Source organism: Acidobacteriota bacterium (assembly GCA_016715115.1).
In the GTDB taxonomy this organism is placed as follows: domain Bacteria; phylum Acidobacteriota; class Blastocatellia; order Pyrinomonadales; family Pyrinomonadaceae; genus JAFDVJ01.
The window spans coordinates 222,449-241,282 of record JADKBM010000016.1; the positions used below are offsets into that span (position 1 = coordinate 222,449).

The window sequence follows — 18,834 nt, forward strand, 5'->3', positions numbered from 1 at the left end:
GACCGAAAGCATCCAGCGCACTCCGTTCGGCACCGAATCGGTCGAAAGCGCGACGCCGCGCGTCTCGAAGTACGCCTACAACTTCGCCGGCGCGTTGATTGAGGAAACCTATCTCTCGACGCGAGTCGTCCGCTACGAATACGAACCCGACGGCGACCTCAGCCGGATCTGGGGCAAAGCCAACCAGATCGCGCCCGAGAGGACCTACGCCAATTCGTTCTCATACACGGCATCGGGCGGGATCGAGCGGATGAAGCTCGGGAACAACCGATGGGAGACGGCAAAGTTCAACGAGCGGGCGCAACTGACCGAGATCGGGATCGGCGTCGGTGTGAGCGACAACAGCGTCTGGAAGCTCGAATACAAATACGGCGAGCTTGAGTCGGGATCGGTCAATGCGAGCAAGAACACGGGCAACATCGCGCAGATGGTGATGACGGTTGCCGGCATTGCGAATCCGATCGTCCAGAATTACAAATACGATCCGCTTTATCGCCTGACTGAGGCGGAAGAAAAGAACAACAGGACCGAAAATGCCGGACAGAACTGGACTTTGCCGGCCCGTCCAGCCGCGGAGCGGCGGCAGAGTTTAGCCGTGCGGCGTAAGCCCACGGAAAGCGATCGAATCCCGAACCCGAGTCGCAGAGCGACGGCACACCGCATTTTGGATTTCCGATTTTGGATTTCGCCAACCCGCAGGAGTTGCGCGTTCACGCGTGACCGCCGAAAGCGGACGAACGGCGTGTCGATTTCCGACCGATCGGAAATCCAAAATCGAAATTCCAAAAATCGGCCGTGCCGTCGCTCGCGCGACTCCAATCTCTAACCGCGCGTTGGCCCGTGGGCTGACGCCGCACTGCGGCTGGTTGAATGCGTAAAGTCCGCGACGGCGAGGGAAAACGCGTCAAGAAGATCACGTGGAACACTCAAGGCGTATCGGAAACCACGATCTTCGTCAATTCGGCCGGAAAGCTGGTCGTAGCCGTGGATTTCAACCAACGGCAAGCTTCGAAAAGGGCCGCGCGTCGCTTCAGCGACGACCCGAATCAGCCGTCGCTGAAGCGACGAGATCCCACAATGCGATGTCCGGGGGTTGAAACCCACGGCTTGTTCACGGCATCGCTACGCGATTCGGATCTCGTCGGCGACTCACGGCATCGTTGCGCGATTCGGATTTGGCGGACGGATCCAGACGGGGCGCTTATGAAAAGTCCAGAGCCCTGAAAGGCGGGAACGGGACAACAAAGTAGTGTGCGGCAAGGCGAAAGAAACGAGCGCGGCCGTTTTTTGAACAACGCAACATGATGCTGCAAGGGTCCGACAATCAACGACTTACCTTCGACCCCTTCAGGGCCGGCGTCCCATCTGACTAAAATCCTGGGTTTACGCTCCGCTCACCCCAGGCTATTATCTGATTCGCTTTCAGCGAATTTATACAGTTTTTGACAGCCCCAAGGGGTCATAAAAGTTTCGCGCGTCGCGTCAGCGACGATTGATTCAGCCGTCGCTGACGCGACTAGATACGAATCAACGAGAACCCGTGGGTTGAAACCCACGATCGGGATAGGGAGAAGCCTCACGGCTCCCGCCTCCCACACCACCCTGCGTACGGGTCCGTACAGAGAACAGGGTCAGCCAGCCAGCGAATGCAATCCGAGCGAGGTGAAAAGGCATTGGGAAGAACACGTGAAACGAGCCTGAATCGCGAAAGCCACTTCGTGCGACACTCCGAAATTCGGCGAATAGAACGCTCGAAATGAAGTGATCGCGCTTGTTTCAGAAATGCGGCAGGCGATTATAGTTCAATCCGTAATATGGGATTAGTAGAGTCGAAGACTGGCGCGGTTGCTTAGGCTCCGTTTCCAGTCCCCGCTCATCGAACCGGACGTGCGGATTTCCCGCATCCGGCTCTCCGACTTGATTCATTGCAACGCTGTCGGCAGAGAGCCATTTCTTCTTTTGCCAATTTGGTGAACTCCGAGATCGGCAAAGATCTTGGCGTAAGCAAACTGACGAGTGCCCCGCGAGGACACCTTGTGGCGCCGCTGCAAGAAGTTCCGCACCGTTTTGATCACATGGGCATTGACTGCCTGATAGCTCTTCCGTTTGCTGCCGTAGTGGAAGTATCCTTCCCATCCGATCAGCGTGCGGTTGAGGCTGTCGCGCACATCCGCCCATGCGCCTGATTGCGGGCGCAGAGTTTCACTGATTTTGGCTTTGATCCGCTTGACGCTTTTGCGGGACGCGCTGGCGCCAAGGTAGCGCCTGCCGCCATCTCTGGCGTAGTAGTGCAGGCCAAAGCTGTAGCCCAGGAAATCAAACTGCTCCGTTCCCGCGTTTCGCACGCAGGTCTTGGTCTCGTTTATCTCCAGTTTCAGCTTCGTCATTGCCTGCCTTGTCCACGCCAGAGCCTCGTTGGCCTTGCCCCGGCTGAGGATGACAAAGTCATCCGCGTAGTTCACCAGCCGGGCCGCAAACTGCCGCTCGCCCGAGCATTGCTTCCAGTACCGCAGATACCGGTTCATGTAGCGATTGGCAAGCAACGGACTGATGACGCCGCCCTGCGGCGTACCGGTCTTGTTCTTCTTGCCCCCGCTCATGTTCGGCCCCTTCGGCCCTTCGCTTTGCACGGGTGCCTGCAGCCAGCTTTTGAGCAGTCTCAGCACCTCCCTGTCCACGATCCGCAGCGTGATCGAACGCATCAGTTCGTCGTGCGGGATATTGTCGAAGTATTTCGACAGATCCGCATCGACGACCTGCGTGTGCCCCTCAATCAGCGCCCTGTGAACCGCCTTGACCGCATCGATGGCGCTTCGCCTCGGCCGATAGCCGTAGGCTTCGTCTTCCATGTCCGCCTCAAAGATCGGCTCCAGAACCAGCTTTGCGGCTGTCTGGACGACCCGGTCTCTGATCGTCGGCAATCCCAATGGACGCTCCCCGCCGTCGGGCTTCGGGATCATCACCCTGCGCACCGCCTGTGGACGGTAGCTTTTGCCTTTCAGCTCTTCTTGCAGTCCGCTCAGCCAGTCTTCCACACCCTGCTCTTCGATCTGATCGAACGTCACCCCGTCCACACCCGGCGCTCCGCGCTTTTCGCGCGACAGCTTCCAGGCATGGGCCAGTATATCGCTCCGCCAGATCTTGTCGTAGAGCTGGTAGAACCGGAATTGCGGTTCCGCCTTCGCTTTGCAATACAGCTTTCGTTGTAGTTTCCGGATCGATTCCGGTGTTTCCAGACTCACGTCAATCACCTCACCTCGTCTACCACTAGAGCATTCAAGAAGTTGGGGTCCTTTGCTCGGCGGACATTACTCCGCTTCGACGCTCCTACAACCCCATCCGCCACCCGTCGCTGCCCGTCCGCGCCTGTTGCCAGACCTTCCGGTTGGGATCGCGACTCCCACAGCTCCGGGCTTCCCGTATTTGCGCGATTGGCTTTCACAACATGCCCAGCTCATTACCCCGGCGAACCGAAGCGGGTGCGTTTGTCGGTGTCTTCCCCGTTTCGTACTGCCTTCCCCGTTTGGGTGGCGGGTCGGCGTTCGCATTAGCTCTTTCGAGGCCTGCTCAAGCTTCACTCACGTTTGGGCCTGCTGCTTCGCTCGACCGCCCTCGGCGGCCTTTGTCACGAGGCTCCGACTTGTACGGTTGCCCGTACCCGCCGCTCGTCAGCTAACAGATTTCACCAACATTTATCTGTGTGGTTCCTTCCACCACTAGTCAATCGCACCGAGTACGGCGCACACCCAGATTACGCGTTTGCGACGGTTCAGTAATCTGAGTGATTTGATTCGCCGGATCAAATTGATATTGACGATCAAAAAGCGTCGCGGTTGATGCCGCGTCTTTCAATCTCGTCAGTCGGCTCATTCCGTCATAATCAAAAGTCGTCGTTACTCCGTTCGGCAAAGTCGTTGAAGTCAAACGATTGGCGATGTCATAGCCGAAAGTGAAATTCTGACTCGCTTCGTCGGTCAGCTGCGTCAAACGATTCACGCCGTCATAGTTGTAAGTCGTGTGAACCGCCGAATCCAATTTTAACTGCGTCCGATTCGAAGCCGCATCGTAATCATATTCAACGAGATGACCGAAAACATCGGTTGAAGTTTTAACCCGACCGCGGGTGTCGTAAGTAAAGTTGACCGTGCCGTTTTCATTGCCTGCGCTCGTCAATCTTGATAAATCGTCATAGTTGTAGGTCGCCGTAAGCGCCGGTACCGGATTCGTTGTTCCGGGAAAATAGTTGATCTTCTTGAGGCGGTTCAAAACATCGTATTCAAAGGTCGTTTCGCGACCGGAATAGTCAGTTCGGTTTGTCCGATTGCCGACCGCATCGTATTCAAAGCTCATCGTCGCCCCGGCTCTGGATTGCGACAACTGGCGACCAAGTGCGTCGTATGCAAATTGATAATGCTGATTCAATGCGTCGGTGACCTTCACCATTTGGCTCCGCGCGTTGTATTCAAAATGCGTAACCTGCGCCATTGCGTCGGTCGTACTAATCAGTCGGTTCGCATTATCGTACTCATAAATTGTTTGTCTACCGGCCGTATCAATCCGTTTCTTGACGTTACCTACGAGATCGTATTCAGTTCTTTGATCAAGTCGGGTCCCGCCGGACGTGATCGCCGGATAGATCACTTTTCTTAGTCTGTTGAACTCATCGTATTCATAATTTGTCTCGTTTCCGAGCGCATCGCGTTGGTTGACCCAAGCTGTACTACCAGTCAGGAACCTACACCACCGGCGAATATTCATCAAACTCCCAAGAGCCAATGAGGCGCAACTTCGCCGCAATGCCCTGCCAATTCTCGGCTTCAACATTTCCAACGAAGCGGTCAATTGCCACGCGAATCGCATCGTAATCGTAGTACTCCACCAGTAGATGATGGTATCCGAATAATGGACCGGTTTGTCTAAGTTTTCGCTCAAGCCACTTCGGTGTGCATACGACTAGATCGAAGCTCTCTTCACCAATACCGCCCACCTCACCGACGATCATTCTGACGACAAGCGAAAAATCGTCCACCAATTCCGGCAGATGCACTTTCAAATCATCAATTTGGTCGTTTATCAAATGCTTGATTTCGCATCGCATCGCTGTCTCCTTTTGAATCACGGTTCTTGAAACAATCAATAAACATCAAGATGCCCGTTTGCATAGGGTTGTGCTCCCGGGGTCAATTTAGATTCGAAGTTCGCCTGCACACGTCCAAGATTCGGCTTATATGTCGGTGGTCGGAATACCCTGAGCCCGTCGGCGCTGACAAGCGTTTTTCCGTCTGACGCGATACGGTAACCGTCACCAACCCATGCGCGGCCCATTTGAATTGACTCACTATGTGATGCGGCACCTATGCCGAAATTGCCTTTTCCAACTGCGGCATTCCTTAGAATTCCGCTCATTTCTGCCGTCGACAATCGTGTGGATCCCGCTGAAATCCCAAGTTCAATTATCTCATCCCCGGTTCCAAACAAGACTCGCCTGACTCCGGGGCCGAGAACGCGACCGACCTTTCCGAGGACTTTGCCGATGACGAAACCGCCGACCGCATTGAACGCTGTCCACCCGACAAGTTTTGCTCCGGCCGCGAGCCGGTCTTCGGTCGAGCATCGATAGTCTCCGGCGATCCATGACCACTCAGCGACGTTGTCAAGCATCAACAGATCGGATACCGTGTTCGATACACCGTTTATTTCCCAGTATTCGACAGGCAGCGGATTCCGGAGATAGTTTACCGGCCCTTCCTGCAATCCAAAAGGATCAACCGCCCCCAGCGGCCCGTTGCCGACATATCCGTACAGATTAACGTCCCCACCAGCAAAGCCGATCGGGTCTTCGGAGATGAATCTGCCAAGATTGCCGTCGTACCAGCGGGCGCGATAGTAATGGAGTCCGGTGAAATCGTCGTACTCGCGGCCGGTGAATTTGTATCTCGTCGCAAGATTGCCGCTCGCATTGCCAAACGAATCATACGAAGCCGACGATGTGAGAGCGCCGGAAGCGCCGGTCAGCGCGTTTGTTGATCCGAGATGGTCGGCGAGGAAGTACTTTACGTCCGAACCGGTCTGCACCCGGAGCTTGTTGTCGATTCCGGGACCGTTCAGGTATTTCGTCAGCGTTCCCGAATTGTCGTCGGCGATGACATCCGCGCCGTCGTGGATGAACTTCGTGTTCTCCTTTCCGCCGACAATGAACCGATGGATTCTGCGTCCGAGAGCGTCGTATTTGTAACGCACGGTCTGCCGCGTGGGCCCTGCGCTTCCGGTAACGGAGTCGGGATGTCAACGTCACCTACCTTTTGACTGGGTAACGGGCTATTCGGTGCGTAGCCGCGCGGAATCGGACCTCCGGCAATTCCCAACTCAATAATCTCGTCACTTGGGCCGAACATCAACCGGCCCAGCATCGGCCCGACGAACCTGCCGATCACATATCCACCAACGAGGCCGACGACGCCATTTGCGACCAGATTATCGCGTGAATCGTATCGCGCGCTATCTGTCTTGTCGAGGTAATGCCCAGCGAAGGCGTGCCCGTAATATTCGGATATCCCGCATGACTGTAAGTATCCTAAAGGTATTGAATCGGCACCGTTCGTCGCTCACCTCCTTGTGAACCAACGTGAAATCAAGCACACGAGGACATCCGCTAACCATGCAATCAATGCCCACTGCAAAAAAACAAGTATCTTGGCTAGAGGCTCGCCTAAATATTCAGGCAAGCCGAGAGCCATCAAAAAGAGGTAAATTGGCAGACTAAGAGCGATCCAAATGATCGCAACAGAGTCAATCGGAAAGTCGAAGGGAGGCGGATTCCCGAGAATCAGCCAATTCATCAGAAGCGCGAGGCTTCCAGCCAGAAATGCGATCACGCTTCTCCTGTAATTAATTGCAGCCACAGTCGCCTCCTCCGTCGGGGGAATTTCCCGTCATTGAAATTGATTCGACCGGTCCTTGATTGGAATCATAAGTGTGATTGATGAAAAAGTCGTTCGGCATTTCTTTCATTCCTTTGTAGTAATACCAGGCCCGTCGTGTCATTATGCGTGAGAAAATGACCCCCTAGCATGCGTTTGTTTTTGACCCCCCTGGACGGCATTTTTGATAACTTTCGTGAAACGGAGGTTATCGGGAATGCTTGGAATGGAGGAATGGATGGAGGTCAAAGACTTGAAAAGGCAGGGGCATTCGATAAAGCAGATCTGCCGGATGACGGGATATTCGCGGAACACGGTCCGCAAGGTACTGCGCGAGGGTTCGCCGAAGCGCGCGGCGGAAGCGAAACGGGGTTCCAAACTGGACGCGTACAAGGATTATCTGAAGAAGCGGTACGAGGAGACGGGCCTCAGCGCGGTTCGGCTGACGGGCGAGATCCGGGGAATGGGGTTCGCGGGATCGTGGGACATCGTGAGGCGGTACTTGCGGGAACTGGACATCGGGGCGAAGGTATCGGCGAAGGCGACGGTGAGGTTCGAGACGCCGCCCGGCAAACAGGCGCAGGCTGACTGGGCGGAGATCGGGTCGTACATCGACGAAAAGGGGAGCCGGAGAAAGATCTACGCGTTCGTGATGTTGCTGGGTTTTTCGCGGACGATGTACGTCGAGTACACGCGGCGGATGCGGATGCCGGAGCTGATCGGGTGCCTTGAGAGGGCGTTCGCCTACTTCGGCGGCTGGCCGGAGACGATCCTCTTCGACAACATGGCGCAGGTGCGCCTTCCGTGCGGGAAACTGAACCCGCAGATGGCCGACTTTCTGAATCACTACGGGATCGCGCCGAGGACGCACCGCCCGTACCGGCCGCGGACGAAGGGCAAGGTCGAACGCGCGGTCGGGTATCTGAAGGACAACTTCATCAAGGGGCGGGAGTTTGCCGACCTTGCGGATCTTCAGGCACAGGGCGCGGCGTGGCTGGAAGAGGCGAACGGACGGAAACACGGGACGACCGGAAAGCGGCCCTTCGACCTGCTGCGGGAGGAAGGTCTGACGCCGTACGGGTCGGCGCCGCGGTACCGGCCGTCGGTCTGGAAGAAGCGGACGGTAAGCGTCGACGGGTACGTCTCGATCGGGGCGTGAAGTACTCGGTGCCGCCGGAAGCGGTCGGCCGCAAGGTCGTGGTCGAGCAGGGAGAACGCCGGTGACGGTGCGCACGGGCGAGACGGTCATCGCCGAACACCCGCGGTCGCTCAAATCCGGCGAAAGCGTGGCGGATCCGGCGCATGTCGCGGCGATGTGGAAACTGACGGTTGAAACGCGTGAGGCGCCGCCGAAGAGATCGGGACGGGTTCTGTTCGAGACGGTCGCGGCGGCGTCGCTCGTCGCCTACGAGGAGGTGATCGGCTGATGAAGGTCTACGAAGATATGGCATCGTCCGCGCTCGGCGAACTTGATCTCAAGACCGCCGCGGTCAATCTTGACACGATCGCCCAGCGGGCGGCCGCCGAGGACTGGAGTTACACGGAGTTCCTCGGGCGGCTGCTCGAAGGCGAGATCAGGCACCGGCAGGAGATGCGCGTCGCGCTGAGCCTGCAGTTCGCGCGCTTTCCGTACCCGAAGAGGCTTGGCGAATTCGATTTCAAGGCGCAGCCCGGCGTTGACCGGAGGCTCATTGACGAACTGGCGACGGGGCGCTTTCTGGCCGAAGGGCGGAACATCGTCTTTCTCGGGCCGCCCGGAGTGGGCAAGACGCATCTCGCGATCGGGCTCGGGGTGATGACGGCGGAACTCGGGCACCGCGTCTATTTCACGACCGCCGTCGACATCGCGCGCAAACTCGTGCGGGCGATGCACGAGAACCGGCCTCGCGCGAGATCAAGAACCTGACGCGCCCGAAACTGCTGATCATCGACGAGGTCGGCTACCTGAAGCTCGAACCTCCCGAGGCGAGCCTGTTGTTTCAGGTCATCTCGGAGAGATACGAACGCAAGGGAGCGGTCATCCTGACGAGCAACAAGGCCTTCGCGGCCTGGGGCGAGGTCTTCGCCGGAGACGCGGTGATGGCGAGCGCGGCTCTCGACCGGCTGCTCCACCGCTCGACGGTGATCAACATCCGGGGCGAAAGCTACCGGCTCAAGGAAAAGCGGGCCGCCGCGGCGCGCACGGGAGTTGTGGAAGAGTTGTCGGCAATTGCCGCCAACTCTTCCACAACTCCGGACAACAATGACTAAAGGGGGGGTCAAAAACTAACGCCTGTAAAGGGGTCAAAAATTAACGCTGATTGACACCGTCGAGTTTGAATCCGACCGAGCTCGGCGTTTGACGGCCGAACCAATGACTCGGAAACGTAATGGTTGCGATGGCGCCAATAGGATCTGATCCCAGTGTCGTCCCACGCTGGCTGAAAATCAAAATGAGCAGGTGAGGTGGAATCGTGAAGTGAACCGGTATCGGGTCGCGAGATTGCAAACTCAGTCGTTTGCGAATTCCCACTTCGCTCTAACTTCGTCCTCGATCTTTTTACGAATGATCCCGAATCGTTCAGATGCGGACGCGTCGCCGTCAATCAGCTTTTCATAAAACGAGCCATCCGCCGCCCATTCCGACGGCAAGATTTCGGTGATCTTTCCCGACCAGTTCCAAACGAGACTCCATGAATCAGGAAACCGCGAACAGACTGTTTCAAAAAATGCGGCACAAACGGGAACTGGATAATCATCGGAATCTGCTTCCAAAACATAGTAGTACGGAACACCCGACCAGAAAACGATACCAAACACGACGTACTCCGCCCCAACGACAATATCAAGTTGATCTAGGTGAACATTTTCATGCACGAGTCGTCGCAACTCTTCATCGGCAATCTCAGCCGGTTTGTTTGTCGAACATCGAACTATCATAGTTTCCTCATTTAGGCACGTAGCCGTTGCTGTGTTTCTTGAACTTAAAGTCCATGAGTTGTCCCGTTTGGGGATTTCGAACGTAATGCACGACTGAGTCTCTGCCACTCGTGGACTTAACCTTATATTCCCATTTCTCCAAGCCGCGATATCGCCAGTCCCCCAAGTTCTTGATGATCCTCCGGCCGGCACCTGTCTTCGCAGCTTCCAGCGCCATTTCATCTTGCAGCGTCAACGGGTGACGACTGAATCCACCAGACGTTCCCGGAATCGGCTTTGTGAGAAACGCTGAAGGCGCGGATGAAAAACCGCCTCTGACTGCGCCGCCGAGCACAATGCCTGCAATTCCCGATGCGCGCTCTACGTCCATCAAGATATACGCCGCGCGGCCCTGCCAGGTGTCCTCGCAATAATATGCCTGGGCCAGTCCGTCGCCGACTCGGAAGAGATTGGCTGCTCCATGCGCCAGATTCGCGACAAAGATAATCGCCGTATTTGTGTTTACGGCATGCGGATCCGTTTGATAATAAGCGCTGGCATACTCGATCCTTTCATCCGACCAGTCCGCGAATTGGCTCGGAGTGAGGTTGCTTCGATTCGTGCCTCCACCGTATATGCTCGGATCCTGATAGACGCTCGGATCGATCAATCCTGAAGGATCCGTACTGGTCAGCGGCCCGTTGCCGACATACCCATACAAATTAACATCCCCGCCGGCAAAGCCGATCGGGTCTTCGGAGATGAATCTGCCGAGATTGCCGTCGTACCAGCGGGCGCGGTAGTAGTGCAATCCGGTGAAATCATCGTACTCGCGGCCGGTGAATTTGTATCTCGTCGCGAGATTGCCGGTTGCGTTGCCGAATGAATCGTAGGCCGCGGACGACGTGACGTTTCCGGAACTGTCAGTCAGCGCAGTTGTTGACCCGAGATGATCGGCGATGAAATACCTGACATCGCTGCCGGTCTGCATCCGGAGTTTGTTGTCGATTCCGGGGCCGTTCAGGTATTTAGTCAGCGTTCCCGAATTGTCGTCGGCGATGACATCCGCGCCGTCGTAGATGAACTTCGTGTTCTCTCTTGCGCCGACGATGAAACGCTGGATTCTGCGTCCGAGAGCGTCGTATTTGTAACGCACCGTCTGCTTTCTGGTCGACGCCGAAACCAGCCGGTTGTCGAAATCCCACTGATAGCGCCAGAGCTCTTTGCCCTCAGCCTTCATCCGGATATTGCCGTTTTGATCGTATACGTAACCGGCTGTATCCGTTGAGCTTACCCGATTGAACTGGCCTGACTCATAACCGTAGTTCGCGCTCCGGTGCGAGCTTGTCCGGTTGCCGACCTTGTCGAAATCATAGGATTCGGCCGGTTCAGTCGGACTCGTCATTCCGGTCAGCCGGTTGACGAAATCGTACGAGAAATTCCGGACCCTGCTCGGTTCGGTTACGCTTTCGATCTGGTTCGCGTTGTCATATTCGTACTGTCTGTCAAAGAGCGTCGCCGTCTGGCTCGTGTCCTTAAGCCGCGTCAGCCGGCTCATTCTGTCGAACGTGTAAGTTGTGGTGACGCCGTTCGGAAAAGTCCTCGTTTCCGGCCGGTTCGCATTGTCGTAGGTGAACCCGATCGTTGTCGAATCAGCCGGATTGACAATGTTCGTCAAACGCCCGGCATCGTCAAAATTATACTGCGCTTGGACTGATCCGTCGAGAACTAATTCAACCCTGTTTAACGCCGTCGCACGCTATGTTGATGCGTTGTCTTTTGTCAATATTTGCGAAGGATTTCCTCTTTCTATTCAATAACCCGATGCCTGTAACACCGAACGCCATCCGTAAAGTGATCTAGTCAAACCTTTCAGCGAGCGCTCCTTTGGCCAGCGAAAGCACGTTTATAAACTCGTCGAAATTTAGATGCCAGCCCTGTCCGGTCCGTCTCGGATACAACTCAACCTCAAACTCGGAAGTCTCCCGGCTAATCTCAGCGACCTGCTCCTCACCCCAAAAGATCTCCGCAACCAGATACTTTCGATCTGGTGGACTTGAGATGCAGAAACGAAATTCCTCGTGTGTGCTCATATCAATTCTCCTTCAAGAAAAGAAATCGACGGTTCGAATCAAAAACGACACCGCGACCGTCGGGGGCCGAGAACTCGATTGTGTCGCCGAATCTCGCCCGATAGGATTGCGTCACCCGTGTCCCGGGCGTGGTCAAAATATCATCGACAATATCTTGAGCTTGCTCGCTGATCTGTTTTCGGTTCCCGCTTGCAGGTGGGAACAAGCTGTTCCCGGTTCGGGCGCCTTGCCCATGCTTCGTTAATGAATGACCGGCAACGGAAAGCTCATCACCGTATTTCGAAACCTTGGCTGCCTCAGAAAAAGGCAAAAGATCGATGATTTGCGACCGTCGACAAATCTTGACAATCCCCGCCCCTGTTCCAACGAAGGGCATCATTGCGGGGAGGCTCAGTACTGCTCCAGAGTAGTCCCCTCGGACAAGACTGATGACCCCATCAACTAAATCATAACTGCCGACATTCCGTACACCGGCAATGCCTGGCATAGGTGCCGCGCGGACTTGATGCCTGTGCTACGTCCATTGCTGCTTGACAGGCGTCTCGTTGACTTGCCCCAGTTCCCGTACCGTAACAAAATTTCCAGTTCTCCCTTTGGAATCATCAGTCAATTACCAAAAGGTTTACGCAGAATTATGTCCAACTCGGTTGCTCTGGCTTCTCGGTCGGTTAATCTGTATTTCGTCGGGAGTGTCAAATTGTGATGCCAACGGAAATAATTTTTGAGCCGATCAGTGAGTTGTGCAAAGAGAATCCCGAATGAAATACTGGACAACACACGTAATTTTGACTTTCATTGGTAGTGTTGATAATAAGTGTCGAGCTCTTGAAGGACACGATTCTGAATACAATCTGGCTTCATTCTATCCGTCGCGAAAAGCAATGACTTGCGACCATCAGTTTCTCAGTTACGGCGTCGATACTCTCTCCCGTAATCCCACCAAGCGACGGATGGTTTTCACAGACATAAACTCCGATAGAAACAGGGTGTGACAGGCCCTCCACTGGGAAGGTCGGGATGAGATCATAGTAACGCAAATAGAAGGTTTGGGTTGTGTAGACTGGTGTCGGGGATAGCAATTTAAGAATCTCTACCCGTATTCGAAGCGTGTCATCATAACCCGATTCGTCAGTGACATCGAATTCATACGTTTTGACAATCTCCTGTGCCTTAAGTTTTGCCATTTCCGCCGACGTCCACGACTGTTGAATATCTTCCATCAGATTTCCGATTACCTCCGATTCAGTCTTACCACATACTCGCTCCCAAAAAATCGCTCCGGAGGCGCAGAACACCTCAATCTCTTCGTTGGAACTGTTAAAGGGCCCAACGAATCGGTCGCTCTCTTCGACAAAAAGTCGCAGATCTTCATCTTCCACCAATACACCATGAAGTATTGACGCCTTAAAACGAATAGGCGGACGGCTGGACCCGTCTTCGATTATTGGTCCCAATTCGAGTACCGTTTTGACTTCTGACAATTTCAAATCAATTCCTCCAACAGCGTACAGGGTGACAATGTCGAGTGTAACATCCCATCATCCGACCGTTCGCAATCCCTCTTAGTTGTGCCTTGCAGGCGATCTCTCCGTTATATTTGGCTTCTGCTGGCGAATTGCCGTGACCATAGTCTTCTATTGTATCAGGGCAGTCCGGAAGGGCCAGATTGGACTTCTGGACATTGCAACGAACAAGACACGTCCAAGTCCCACGCCTACCGCGTGGAAACGAGGACGGCTCGGTTGGCGATGTTGGAACAAATGGTTCAGGCTTTGCTGGCTGGACTTGGGGCGTCGGATTCGATTTCGGCTTTGTGCTGCAGGTCTCTGGCTTGGTTTGTGTTTCCGGATACTGATCTGGATATCTTCTCCGAGCGATGTATTCGCCAAGTTCCCATGCTCCGTATATCAACAAAGCGCCCCCCACGACAACCGCAGCTGGCGGAGCCGCAGCGACTAATGCCGCACTCAACGCCGCGCCGCCTCCGCCGATCAATGCTCCTCCACCAAGAACAAGATTCGCTCCCCCATCAGTTCCGAAAGGATCGACTAATTTTATTGAATTGTTCCAAACATACCCGTACAAATTCACGTCCCCGCCGGCAAAGCCGATCGGGTCTTCGGAGATGAATCTTCCTAAATTGCCGTCATACCATCGCGCCCGATAGTAGTGGAGGCCGGTGAAGTTGTCGAATTCGCGCCCGGTGAAGGCGTAACGCGTCGAAAGCTGATTCGTTGCGTTTCCGAAACTGTCGTAGGCGGTTTGTTCGAGAACCGTTCCCGAAGCGTCCGTCAGCGCGTTTGTTGACCCAAGATGATCGGCGATGAAGTACTTCGAAACGCCGTTCGCCGACATTTTCAACTTGTTGTCGATCCCCGGTCCGTTCTGGTATTTCGTCAGAACGCCGGAATTGTCGTCCATTACGCCGTCAAGACCGTCATAGACAAACTTCGTGTTCTCTCGACCGTTGCCGACGATGCGCTGGATTCTGCGTCCCAAAGCGTCATAACGATAACGAATCGTCTGTTTGCGCGTTGCTGCGGTCGTCAATCGGTTTTCGTGATCCCACGCGAAACTCCAGAAGTCCTTGCCCTGAGACTTCGTTACGAGATTGCCGTTCGCGTCGTAATTCATCGTCGACGTTGCGGTCGACGACATACGGTTGAAAGGCTGATACCCGTAGGCCGTACTCAAATGCGACGTCGTTCGGTTGCCGACGCCGTCAAGACCGCGACGATCATCGTCAATACAGACAGGCAATCAGAGAACTATTATTCTATCGACTTTTGACATCTTGTGGCTCCAGCCCGCACCATGCTCCCACCAACTCGCCAAATGTTCGAATCGTCTGTCCTTGCCTGAAATAGGTTGACCGTTTTTTGAGTTTAATTTCAACTCAAGGAGCGAACAACTATGGCAAATTTAAGTGAATATGAAAAGCTGACGGTCAAGGAACGACGCAACAGGACTTTCAGTGAAGAGTTCAGGCGAAAGAAAGTGGGTGAGATCGAGCGTTGCGTCACGTCGGTCAGTGAGGTGAGCCGCGAATATCAGGTTTCCCGGTCTGCAATATATGCATGGATGCGTCAGTATTCACGTATGAGAAAAAACAGGAGCGGCTTGTGCTGGAGAGTCTGAGCGACACGAGAAAGATCAAGGCGTTGAAGGAAAAGGTGAAAGAGCTGGAGCAGGCTGTCGGGCAGAAGCAGATACAGATCGATTTCTTTGACAAGATGATCGATCTGGCGGAGGAAGAGTACGGCATTGATATTAAAAAAAATGTACTACAAAGCCCTCCGGTGGTTCTGGTCGAACCGGGAAAGGCACGGGCACAAAATGAATCAGCTGTATCGGGCAATGGGTATCAGCAAGCAGGCGTTTCACCAGCATACGGAACGTCATCTCAGGATGTTGGAAGAGCAGGAGCAGCTTCTGCCGGTGATCGCCGAGATACGGCGCGATCATCCGCAAATGTCGTCGCGCGTCATGTACGGGATGATAAGGCCGATGCAGTTTGGCAGAGACCGGTTCGAGCAGTTTTGCTTTTCGCACGGGTTCAAGATCGAGCGGAAAAGGGCATATCACCGCACGACGGATTCGCGCGGGGTGACGCGATTTGACAATTTGATTGCCGGATTCGAGTTGACGGGTGTAAACCAGGTTTGGGTCAGCGACATAACCTACTACAGAATAGGCGAAAGGTTCTATTACCTGACCTTCATTATGGACCTCTTCTCAAGACGGATCGTGGGCTATGCGGTCTCGGACAACCTGATGACCGAACACACCACGCTGCCGGCAATACGGATGGCGATCGCGGGTCGCCGGCCCGCACCTGGTCTGATATTTCATTCGGACGGCGGCGGCCAGTATTACTGCAAGGAATTCGTGAAACTGACCCAAGCCTGTAATATGAAAAACAGCATGGGCACGAGTGTCTATGAGAATCCGAATGCCGAACGCGTAAACGGAACTATTAAAAACAGTTACGTCAGATTCTACGGGCCGGAGAATTTATCCCAGCTAAGGCAGATGACTGAAAAGGCGGTCAATATGTACAACAATTACAAGCCGCATACGGCATTGAACTCCTTAAGCCCCGATGCATTCGAAAGGCAGCAGGAACGAGTTTTCTTAGGCATGGAGGGTTCAAAAGTAATTGAAGAAAAGCCGGACAATAAATGCCCGGCTCCGCGACAAACTACTTCGTCACCCGGAGGTCTATCCCTGGTGAGTTGCTCTCCAGCATTGCTCACTTCCGTTTCGATCTCCGAAACGAAGGTATCCGATATTTTGACGAAAAAGCAAACAAATGTTTTCTAGCAAACTCAAAAAACGGTCAACACTATTCAGGCATTGACAGTCTTCCAATCGTCCTTCGTACCGTGTCGTTTCAGCCTGATATTCAGTTCTTCCAGCAGATCGTCCCCGCGAAAGTAATTGCCACCGAAAATCAAAAGCAAAGGATTCGGTGAACTGGGCGGTTCTGTCAATAATGAAAGATCGTCTTCGGGCCGAAGGTAACCTACAGGGAACTCGAAATCAAACTCAAAAAAATCAAAGCACTCCGCAATATCATCTTCATCCATACTCGGATCGCCAAAGAACCTCTCTCGAAGTTCACTCCTGCTTAACAATTCTCGATTTGAGAACTTCTGCGGCAAATTCCTATAGGTCTTTTTTGGCATAATGACGTCACTCCAAAATCCCGCAAATGCACTGAATATCGACGGTTGTGTTGTATGAAAATGTCAAAACACCAAAAACTAGGAATCCACGCGTCGCCTTATCACCAACTGGTCTAAGGTATTTGTATGGATAAAATCCTCCAATCTTCGGGTAGCCCAAGGCACGGTTTGTCCGCCGCAACACCATGTTTATTCCGCTGGCGTATGGCTGTGGCTTTCCAAACGTCGTGCCTCCGGCCTTTATTCCAGTGGCAACAGCATCGCTTCCAATCGACAGAATGGAACCGGTTTCCAGGATTTCCAACGTTCCTTGTCCATACGGAACGACACTGCCGAGCGTCGAGAATTTGTTTCTTTCATGACAGGCGACAAGTCTTTCCCAGCGATCCGTTACAATAGGGTCAGGCATATTTCTGATCTTAACGACCATGTCTGAATTCTCTTCCCTCGGCCACGGTTCCCAACGCGAATCCGCGCGAACTTGTGTGCCCTCAGGGTCGAAGTAGTTCAGCGGATTGTTGTGGACATACACAAAGAGGTTAATGTCATTTCCTTCGAAGCCGATCGGGTCTTCGGAGATGAATCGTCCCAGATTGCCGTCGTACCACCGGGCTCGATAATAATGAAGCCCCGTGAATTCGTCGTATTCGCGGCCGGTAAACGCATAGCGCGTCGAAAGCTTATTCGTCGCGTTGCCGAATGAATCATACGACGTTTGCTCAAGAATCGCCCCGACCGAATCCGTCAGCGCGTTTGTTGATCCAAGGTGATCGGCGATGAGGTATTTCGAAACGCCGCTTGCCGACATCTTGAGTTTGTTGTCGATCCCCGGTCCGTTCTGGTATTTCGTCGGAACGCCGGAATTGTCATCCATTACGACATCAAGGCCGTCATAGACAAACTTCGTGTTCTCGCGGCCGTTGCCGCCGATACGCTGGATTCTGCGTCCCAAAGCATCGTATTTGTAGCGCACGGTCTGCTTGCGCGTCGAAGCCGAAACCAAACGGTTTTCGTAGTCCCAATTGTATCGCCAGAACTCCTTGCCTTCCATTCTGGTCGTCATATTGCCGTTCGCATCATAGCCGTAATTCGCTGTCACGGTTGATGTTACGCGGTTGAACGGCTGATAGTTGTAGGTTGCGGACAGATGCGACGCCGTCCGATTGCCGACGCCGTCGAATGAGTAATTCTCGTTCGAAGTGCCGTTCGTCATCGAAATCAATCGGTCAATGTTGTCGTAACCGAAATTACGTGTTTGCGACGGTTCGGCGATCTGAGTGATTTGATTCGCCGGATTGTACTGATACTGACGATCAAAAAGCGTCGCGGTCGACATTGCGTCTTTCAATCTCATCAGTCAGCTCATTCCGTCATAATCAAAGGTCGTCGTTACTCCGTTCGGCAAAGTCTTTGAAGTCAAACGATTGGCAATGTCATAACCGAAAGTGAAATTCTGACTCGCTTCGTCGGTCAGCTGCGTCAAACGATTCACGCCGTCATAGTTGTAAGTCGTGTGAACCGCCGAATCCAATTTTAACTGCGTCCGATTCGAAGCCGCATCGTAATCCTGATTGCGTGGCCGTCGTAAACGAACTTCATTCCGTCGCCCATTTTATTTTTCAATACCGTATAAATCGATCGGTTCGTTACCCTTCATCGCCCTCTGGAAATCCCCGAATTCGCTGTCGCCGAGCGAATCTTTGAGCCCCATCAACTCATCCAATGAACTCGCATCGCCTCGGCTGACAAGGATGATGCTTTCAAAGAATGCAATGTCATAAACAGGAGCGGCCGCGAAATCGTTATCTCTCCCGACCTTCTTGAAAAATCGACAGAGCTTTGCCAGCATTATCAAACTCGCCGGATCGCCGTCAAAGGAACGAACCAGTGCCTTGACTTTCCTTTTTCGTGATTCCTGCCCGACGTCCGAAATTGGCGCCTCCAAGAATTGAGCGTCGAGTTCGGTCAGTTGATTTAAGACTGAGATAATCTTTAGGTTTGCTCGGTAACGGTCATCGTGAAGTTGCTTATCGGTCTTCTCCGCAGTTTTCTCCTGCATTTGCGGTTTCGAAGTCGGTTCGGGCATATTCTGAAGCTCTCTTTCCGACAGCGAATTCTGTACATTCGACTCGACGTTGCTGTTCCAAGCGGAGCAGCTTGTCAGCGCCAAGGATGCGACAGTCAAAACAATAGGAATCCAAACCACTCTCGCATGTCTGAAATTCATACATTCAG

General features: G+C 53.8%; 18 protein-coding genes and 3 pseudogenes. 6 read left to right on the forward strand and 15 right to left on the reverse strand.

The window, feature by feature from the left end; translation table 11 throughout:
• Positions 1 to 94 precede the first annotated feature (94 nt).
• Positions 95 to 826: a hypothetical protein gene (locus tag IPN69_18755; protein MBK8812753.1), complete on the forward strand. Its 732-nt coding sequence runs from the start codon at positions 95 to 97 to the stop codon at positions 824 to 826.
• 1,096 nt (positions 827 to 1,922) lie between these two features.
• Here IPN69_18755 and ltrA read toward each other — a convergent pair.
• From ltrA to IPN69_18780, 5 genes are all read right to left on the reverse strand, one after another.
• A complete protein-coding gene (gene ltrA / locus IPN69_18760) occupies positions 1,923 to 3,242 on the reverse strand; it encodes a group II intron reverse transcriptase/maturase (protein MBK8812754.1) in 1,320 nt (439 codons plus the stop codon).
• Between the two features lie 478 nt (positions 3,243 to 3,720).
• A complete protein-coding gene (locus IPN69_18765) occupies positions 3,721 to 4,758 on the reverse strand; it encodes an RHS repeat protein (protein MBK8812755.1) in 1,038 nt (345 codons plus the stop codon).
• Entirely contained in the window at positions 4,736 to 5,098 is a 363-nt protein-coding gene (locus tag IPN69_18770; GenBank protein MBK8812756.1) for a hypothetical protein, read from the reverse strand. Before IPN69_18770 ends, IPN69_18765 begins: the two co-directional genes overlap by 23 nt.
• A 35-nt stretch (positions 5,099 to 5,133) precedes the next feature.
• Positions 5,134 to 6,240, reverse strand: coding sequence for a hypothetical protein (locus IPN69_18775; protein MBK8812757.1), 1,107 nt, complete (start codon positions 6,238 to 6,240; stop codon positions 5,134 to 5,136).
• A gap of 365 nt (positions 6,241 to 6,605) precedes the next feature.
• Complete coding sequence (locus IPN69_18780) at positions 6,606 to 6,902, reverse strand: hypothetical protein (protein ID MBK8812758.1); 297 nt, start codon at positions 6,900 to 6,902, stop codon at positions 6,606 to 6,608.
• A gap of 235 nt (positions 6,903 to 7,137) precedes the next feature.
• On the opposite strand from IPN69_18780, the gene IPN69_18785 reads away from it, so the two are divergent.
• From IPN69_18785 to IPN69_18795, 3 genes and pseudogenes are all read left to right on the forward strand, one after another.
• A complete protein-coding gene (locus tag IPN69_18785; GenBank protein MBK8812759.1) occupies positions 7,138 to 8,079 on the forward strand; it encodes an IS21 family transposase in 942 nt (313 codons plus the stop codon).
• 61 nt (positions 8,080 to 8,140) lie between these two features.
• A complete protein-coding gene (locus tag IPN69_18790) occupies positions 8,141 to 8,347 on the forward strand; it encodes a hypothetical protein (protein ID MBK8812760.1) in 207 nt (68 codons plus the stop codon).
• A gap of 17 nt (positions 8,348 to 8,364) precedes the next feature.
• A pseudogene (locus IPN69_18795) lies at positions 8,365 to 9,170 on the forward strand (ATP-binding protein).
• 240 nt (positions 9,171 to 9,410) lie between these two features.
• On the opposite strand, the gene IPN69_18800 reads toward IPN69_18795, so the two are convergent.
• From IPN69_18800 to IPN69_18825, 6 genes are all read right to left on the reverse strand, one after another.
• Positions 9,411 to 9,839, reverse strand: coding sequence for a hypothetical protein (locus tag IPN69_18800; protein ID MBK8812761.1), 429 nt, complete (start codon positions 9,837 to 9,839; stop codon positions 9,411 to 9,413).
• Positions 9,840 to 9,846: 7 nt separating this feature from the next.
• A complete protein-coding gene (locus IPN69_18805) occupies positions 9,847 to 11,496 on the reverse strand; it encodes a hypothetical protein (GenBank protein ID MBK8812762.1) in 1,650 nt (549 codons plus the stop codon).
• A 181-nt stretch (positions 11,497 to 11,677) separates the two neighbouring features.
• The gene (locus tag IPN69_18810; GenBank protein ID MBK8812763.1) at positions 11,678 to 11,911 is read right to left on the reverse strand and encodes a hypothetical protein; all 234 of its coding nucleotides are present in this window, start codon (positions 11,909 to 11,911) and stop codon (positions 11,678 to 11,680) included.
• A gap of 1 nt (position 11,912) precedes the next feature.
• The gene (locus tag IPN69_18815; GenBank protein ID MBK8812764.1) at positions 11,913 to 12,398 is read right to left on the reverse strand and encodes a hypothetical protein; all 486 of its coding nucleotides are present in this window, start codon (positions 12,396 to 12,398) and stop codon (positions 11,913 to 11,915) included.
• 370 nt (positions 12,399 to 12,768) lie between these two features.
• Positions 12,769 to 13,398 (reverse strand): hypothetical protein, encoded by a 630-nt coding sequence (locus IPN69_18820; protein MBK8812765.1) that lies wholly within the window; start codon positions 13,396 to 13,398, stop codon positions 12,769 to 12,771.
• 1 nt (position 13,399) lies between these two features.
• Complete coding sequence (locus IPN69_18825) at positions 13,400 to 14,671, reverse strand: hypothetical protein (GenBank protein ID MBK8812766.1); 1,272 nt, start codon at positions 14,669 to 14,671, stop codon at positions 13,400 to 13,402.
• Between the two features lie 180 nt (positions 14,672 to 14,851).
• Between IPN69_18825 and IPN69_18830 the strand changes: the two are divergent.
• Both IPN69_18830 and IPN69_18835 read left to right on the forward strand, forming a co-directional pair.
• Positions 14,852 to 15,219, forward strand: a pseudogene (locus IPN69_18830) (transposase).
• 28 nt (positions 15,220 to 15,247) lie between these two features.
• Positions 15,248 to 16,030 (forward strand): annotated as a pseudogene (locus tag IPN69_18835) (IS3 family transposase).
• Positions 16,031 to 16,260: 230 nt separating this feature from the next.
• Here the strand turns inward: IPN69_18835 and IPN69_18840 are convergent.
• The 4 genes from IPN69_18840 to IPN69_18855 form a co-directional block, all read right to left on the reverse strand.
• Positions 16,261 to 16,599 (reverse strand): hypothetical protein, encoded by a 339-nt coding sequence (locus tag IPN69_18840; GenBank protein ID MBK8812767.1) that lies wholly within the window; start codon positions 16,597 to 16,599, stop codon positions 16,261 to 16,263.
• A gap of 7 nt (positions 16,600 to 16,606) precedes the next feature.
• A complete protein-coding gene (locus IPN69_18845) occupies positions 16,607 to 17,953 on the reverse strand; it encodes an RHS repeat-associated core domain-containing protein (protein ID MBK8812768.1) in 1,347 nt (448 codons plus the stop codon).
• Between the two features lie 3 nt (positions 17,954 to 17,956).
• Positions 17,957 to 18,130, reverse strand: a complete 174-nt coding sequence (locus IPN69_18850; GenBank protein ID MBK8812769.1) for an RHS repeat protein — start codon at positions 18,128 to 18,130, stop codon at positions 17,957 to 17,959.
• 81 nt (positions 18,131 to 18,211) lie between these two features.
• Positions 18,212 to 18,826 (reverse strand): hypothetical protein, encoded by a 615-nt coding sequence (locus IPN69_18855; protein ID MBK8812770.1) that lies wholly within the window; start codon positions 18,824 to 18,826, stop codon positions 18,212 to 18,214.
• Positions 18,827 to 18,834 lie beyond the last annotated feature (8 nt).

Coding starts and splice junctions, on each gene's coding strand:
- IPN69_18765 (MBK8812755.1), bottom strand. CDS start 4,758: ATGAATATTCGCCGGTGGTGTAGGTTCCTGACTGGTAGTACAGCTTGG.
- IPN69_18770 (MBK8812756.1), bottom strand. CDS start 5,098: ATGCGATGCGAAATCAAGCATTTGATAAACGACCAAATTGATGATTTG.
- IPN69_18785 (MBK8812759.1), top strand. CDS start 7,138: ATGCTTGGAATGGAGGAATGGATGGAGGTCAAAGACTTGAAAAGGCAG.
- IPN69_18800 (MBK8812761.1), bottom strand. CDS start 9,839: ATGATAGTTCGATGTTCGACAAACAAACCGGCTGAGATTGCCGATGAA.
- IPN69_18810 (MBK8812763.1), bottom strand. CDS start 11,911: ATGAGCACACACGAGGAATTTCGTTTCTGCATCTCAAGTCCACCAGAT.
- IPN69_18815 (MBK8812764.1), bottom strand. CDS start 12,398: ATGCCAGGCATTGCCGGTGTACGGAATGTCGGCAGTTATGATTTAGTT.
- IPN69_18840 (MBK8812767.1), bottom strand. CDS start 16,599: ATGCCAAAAAAGACCTATAGGAATTTGCCGCAGAAGTTCTCAAATCGA.
- IPN69_18845 (MBK8812768.1), bottom strand. CDS start 17,953: ATGAGATTGAAAGACGCAATGTCGACCGCGACGCTTTTTGATCGTCAG.
- IPN69_18855 (MBK8812770.1), bottom strand. CDS start 18,826: ATGAATTTCAGACATGCGAGAGTGGTTTGGATTCCTATTGTTTTGACT.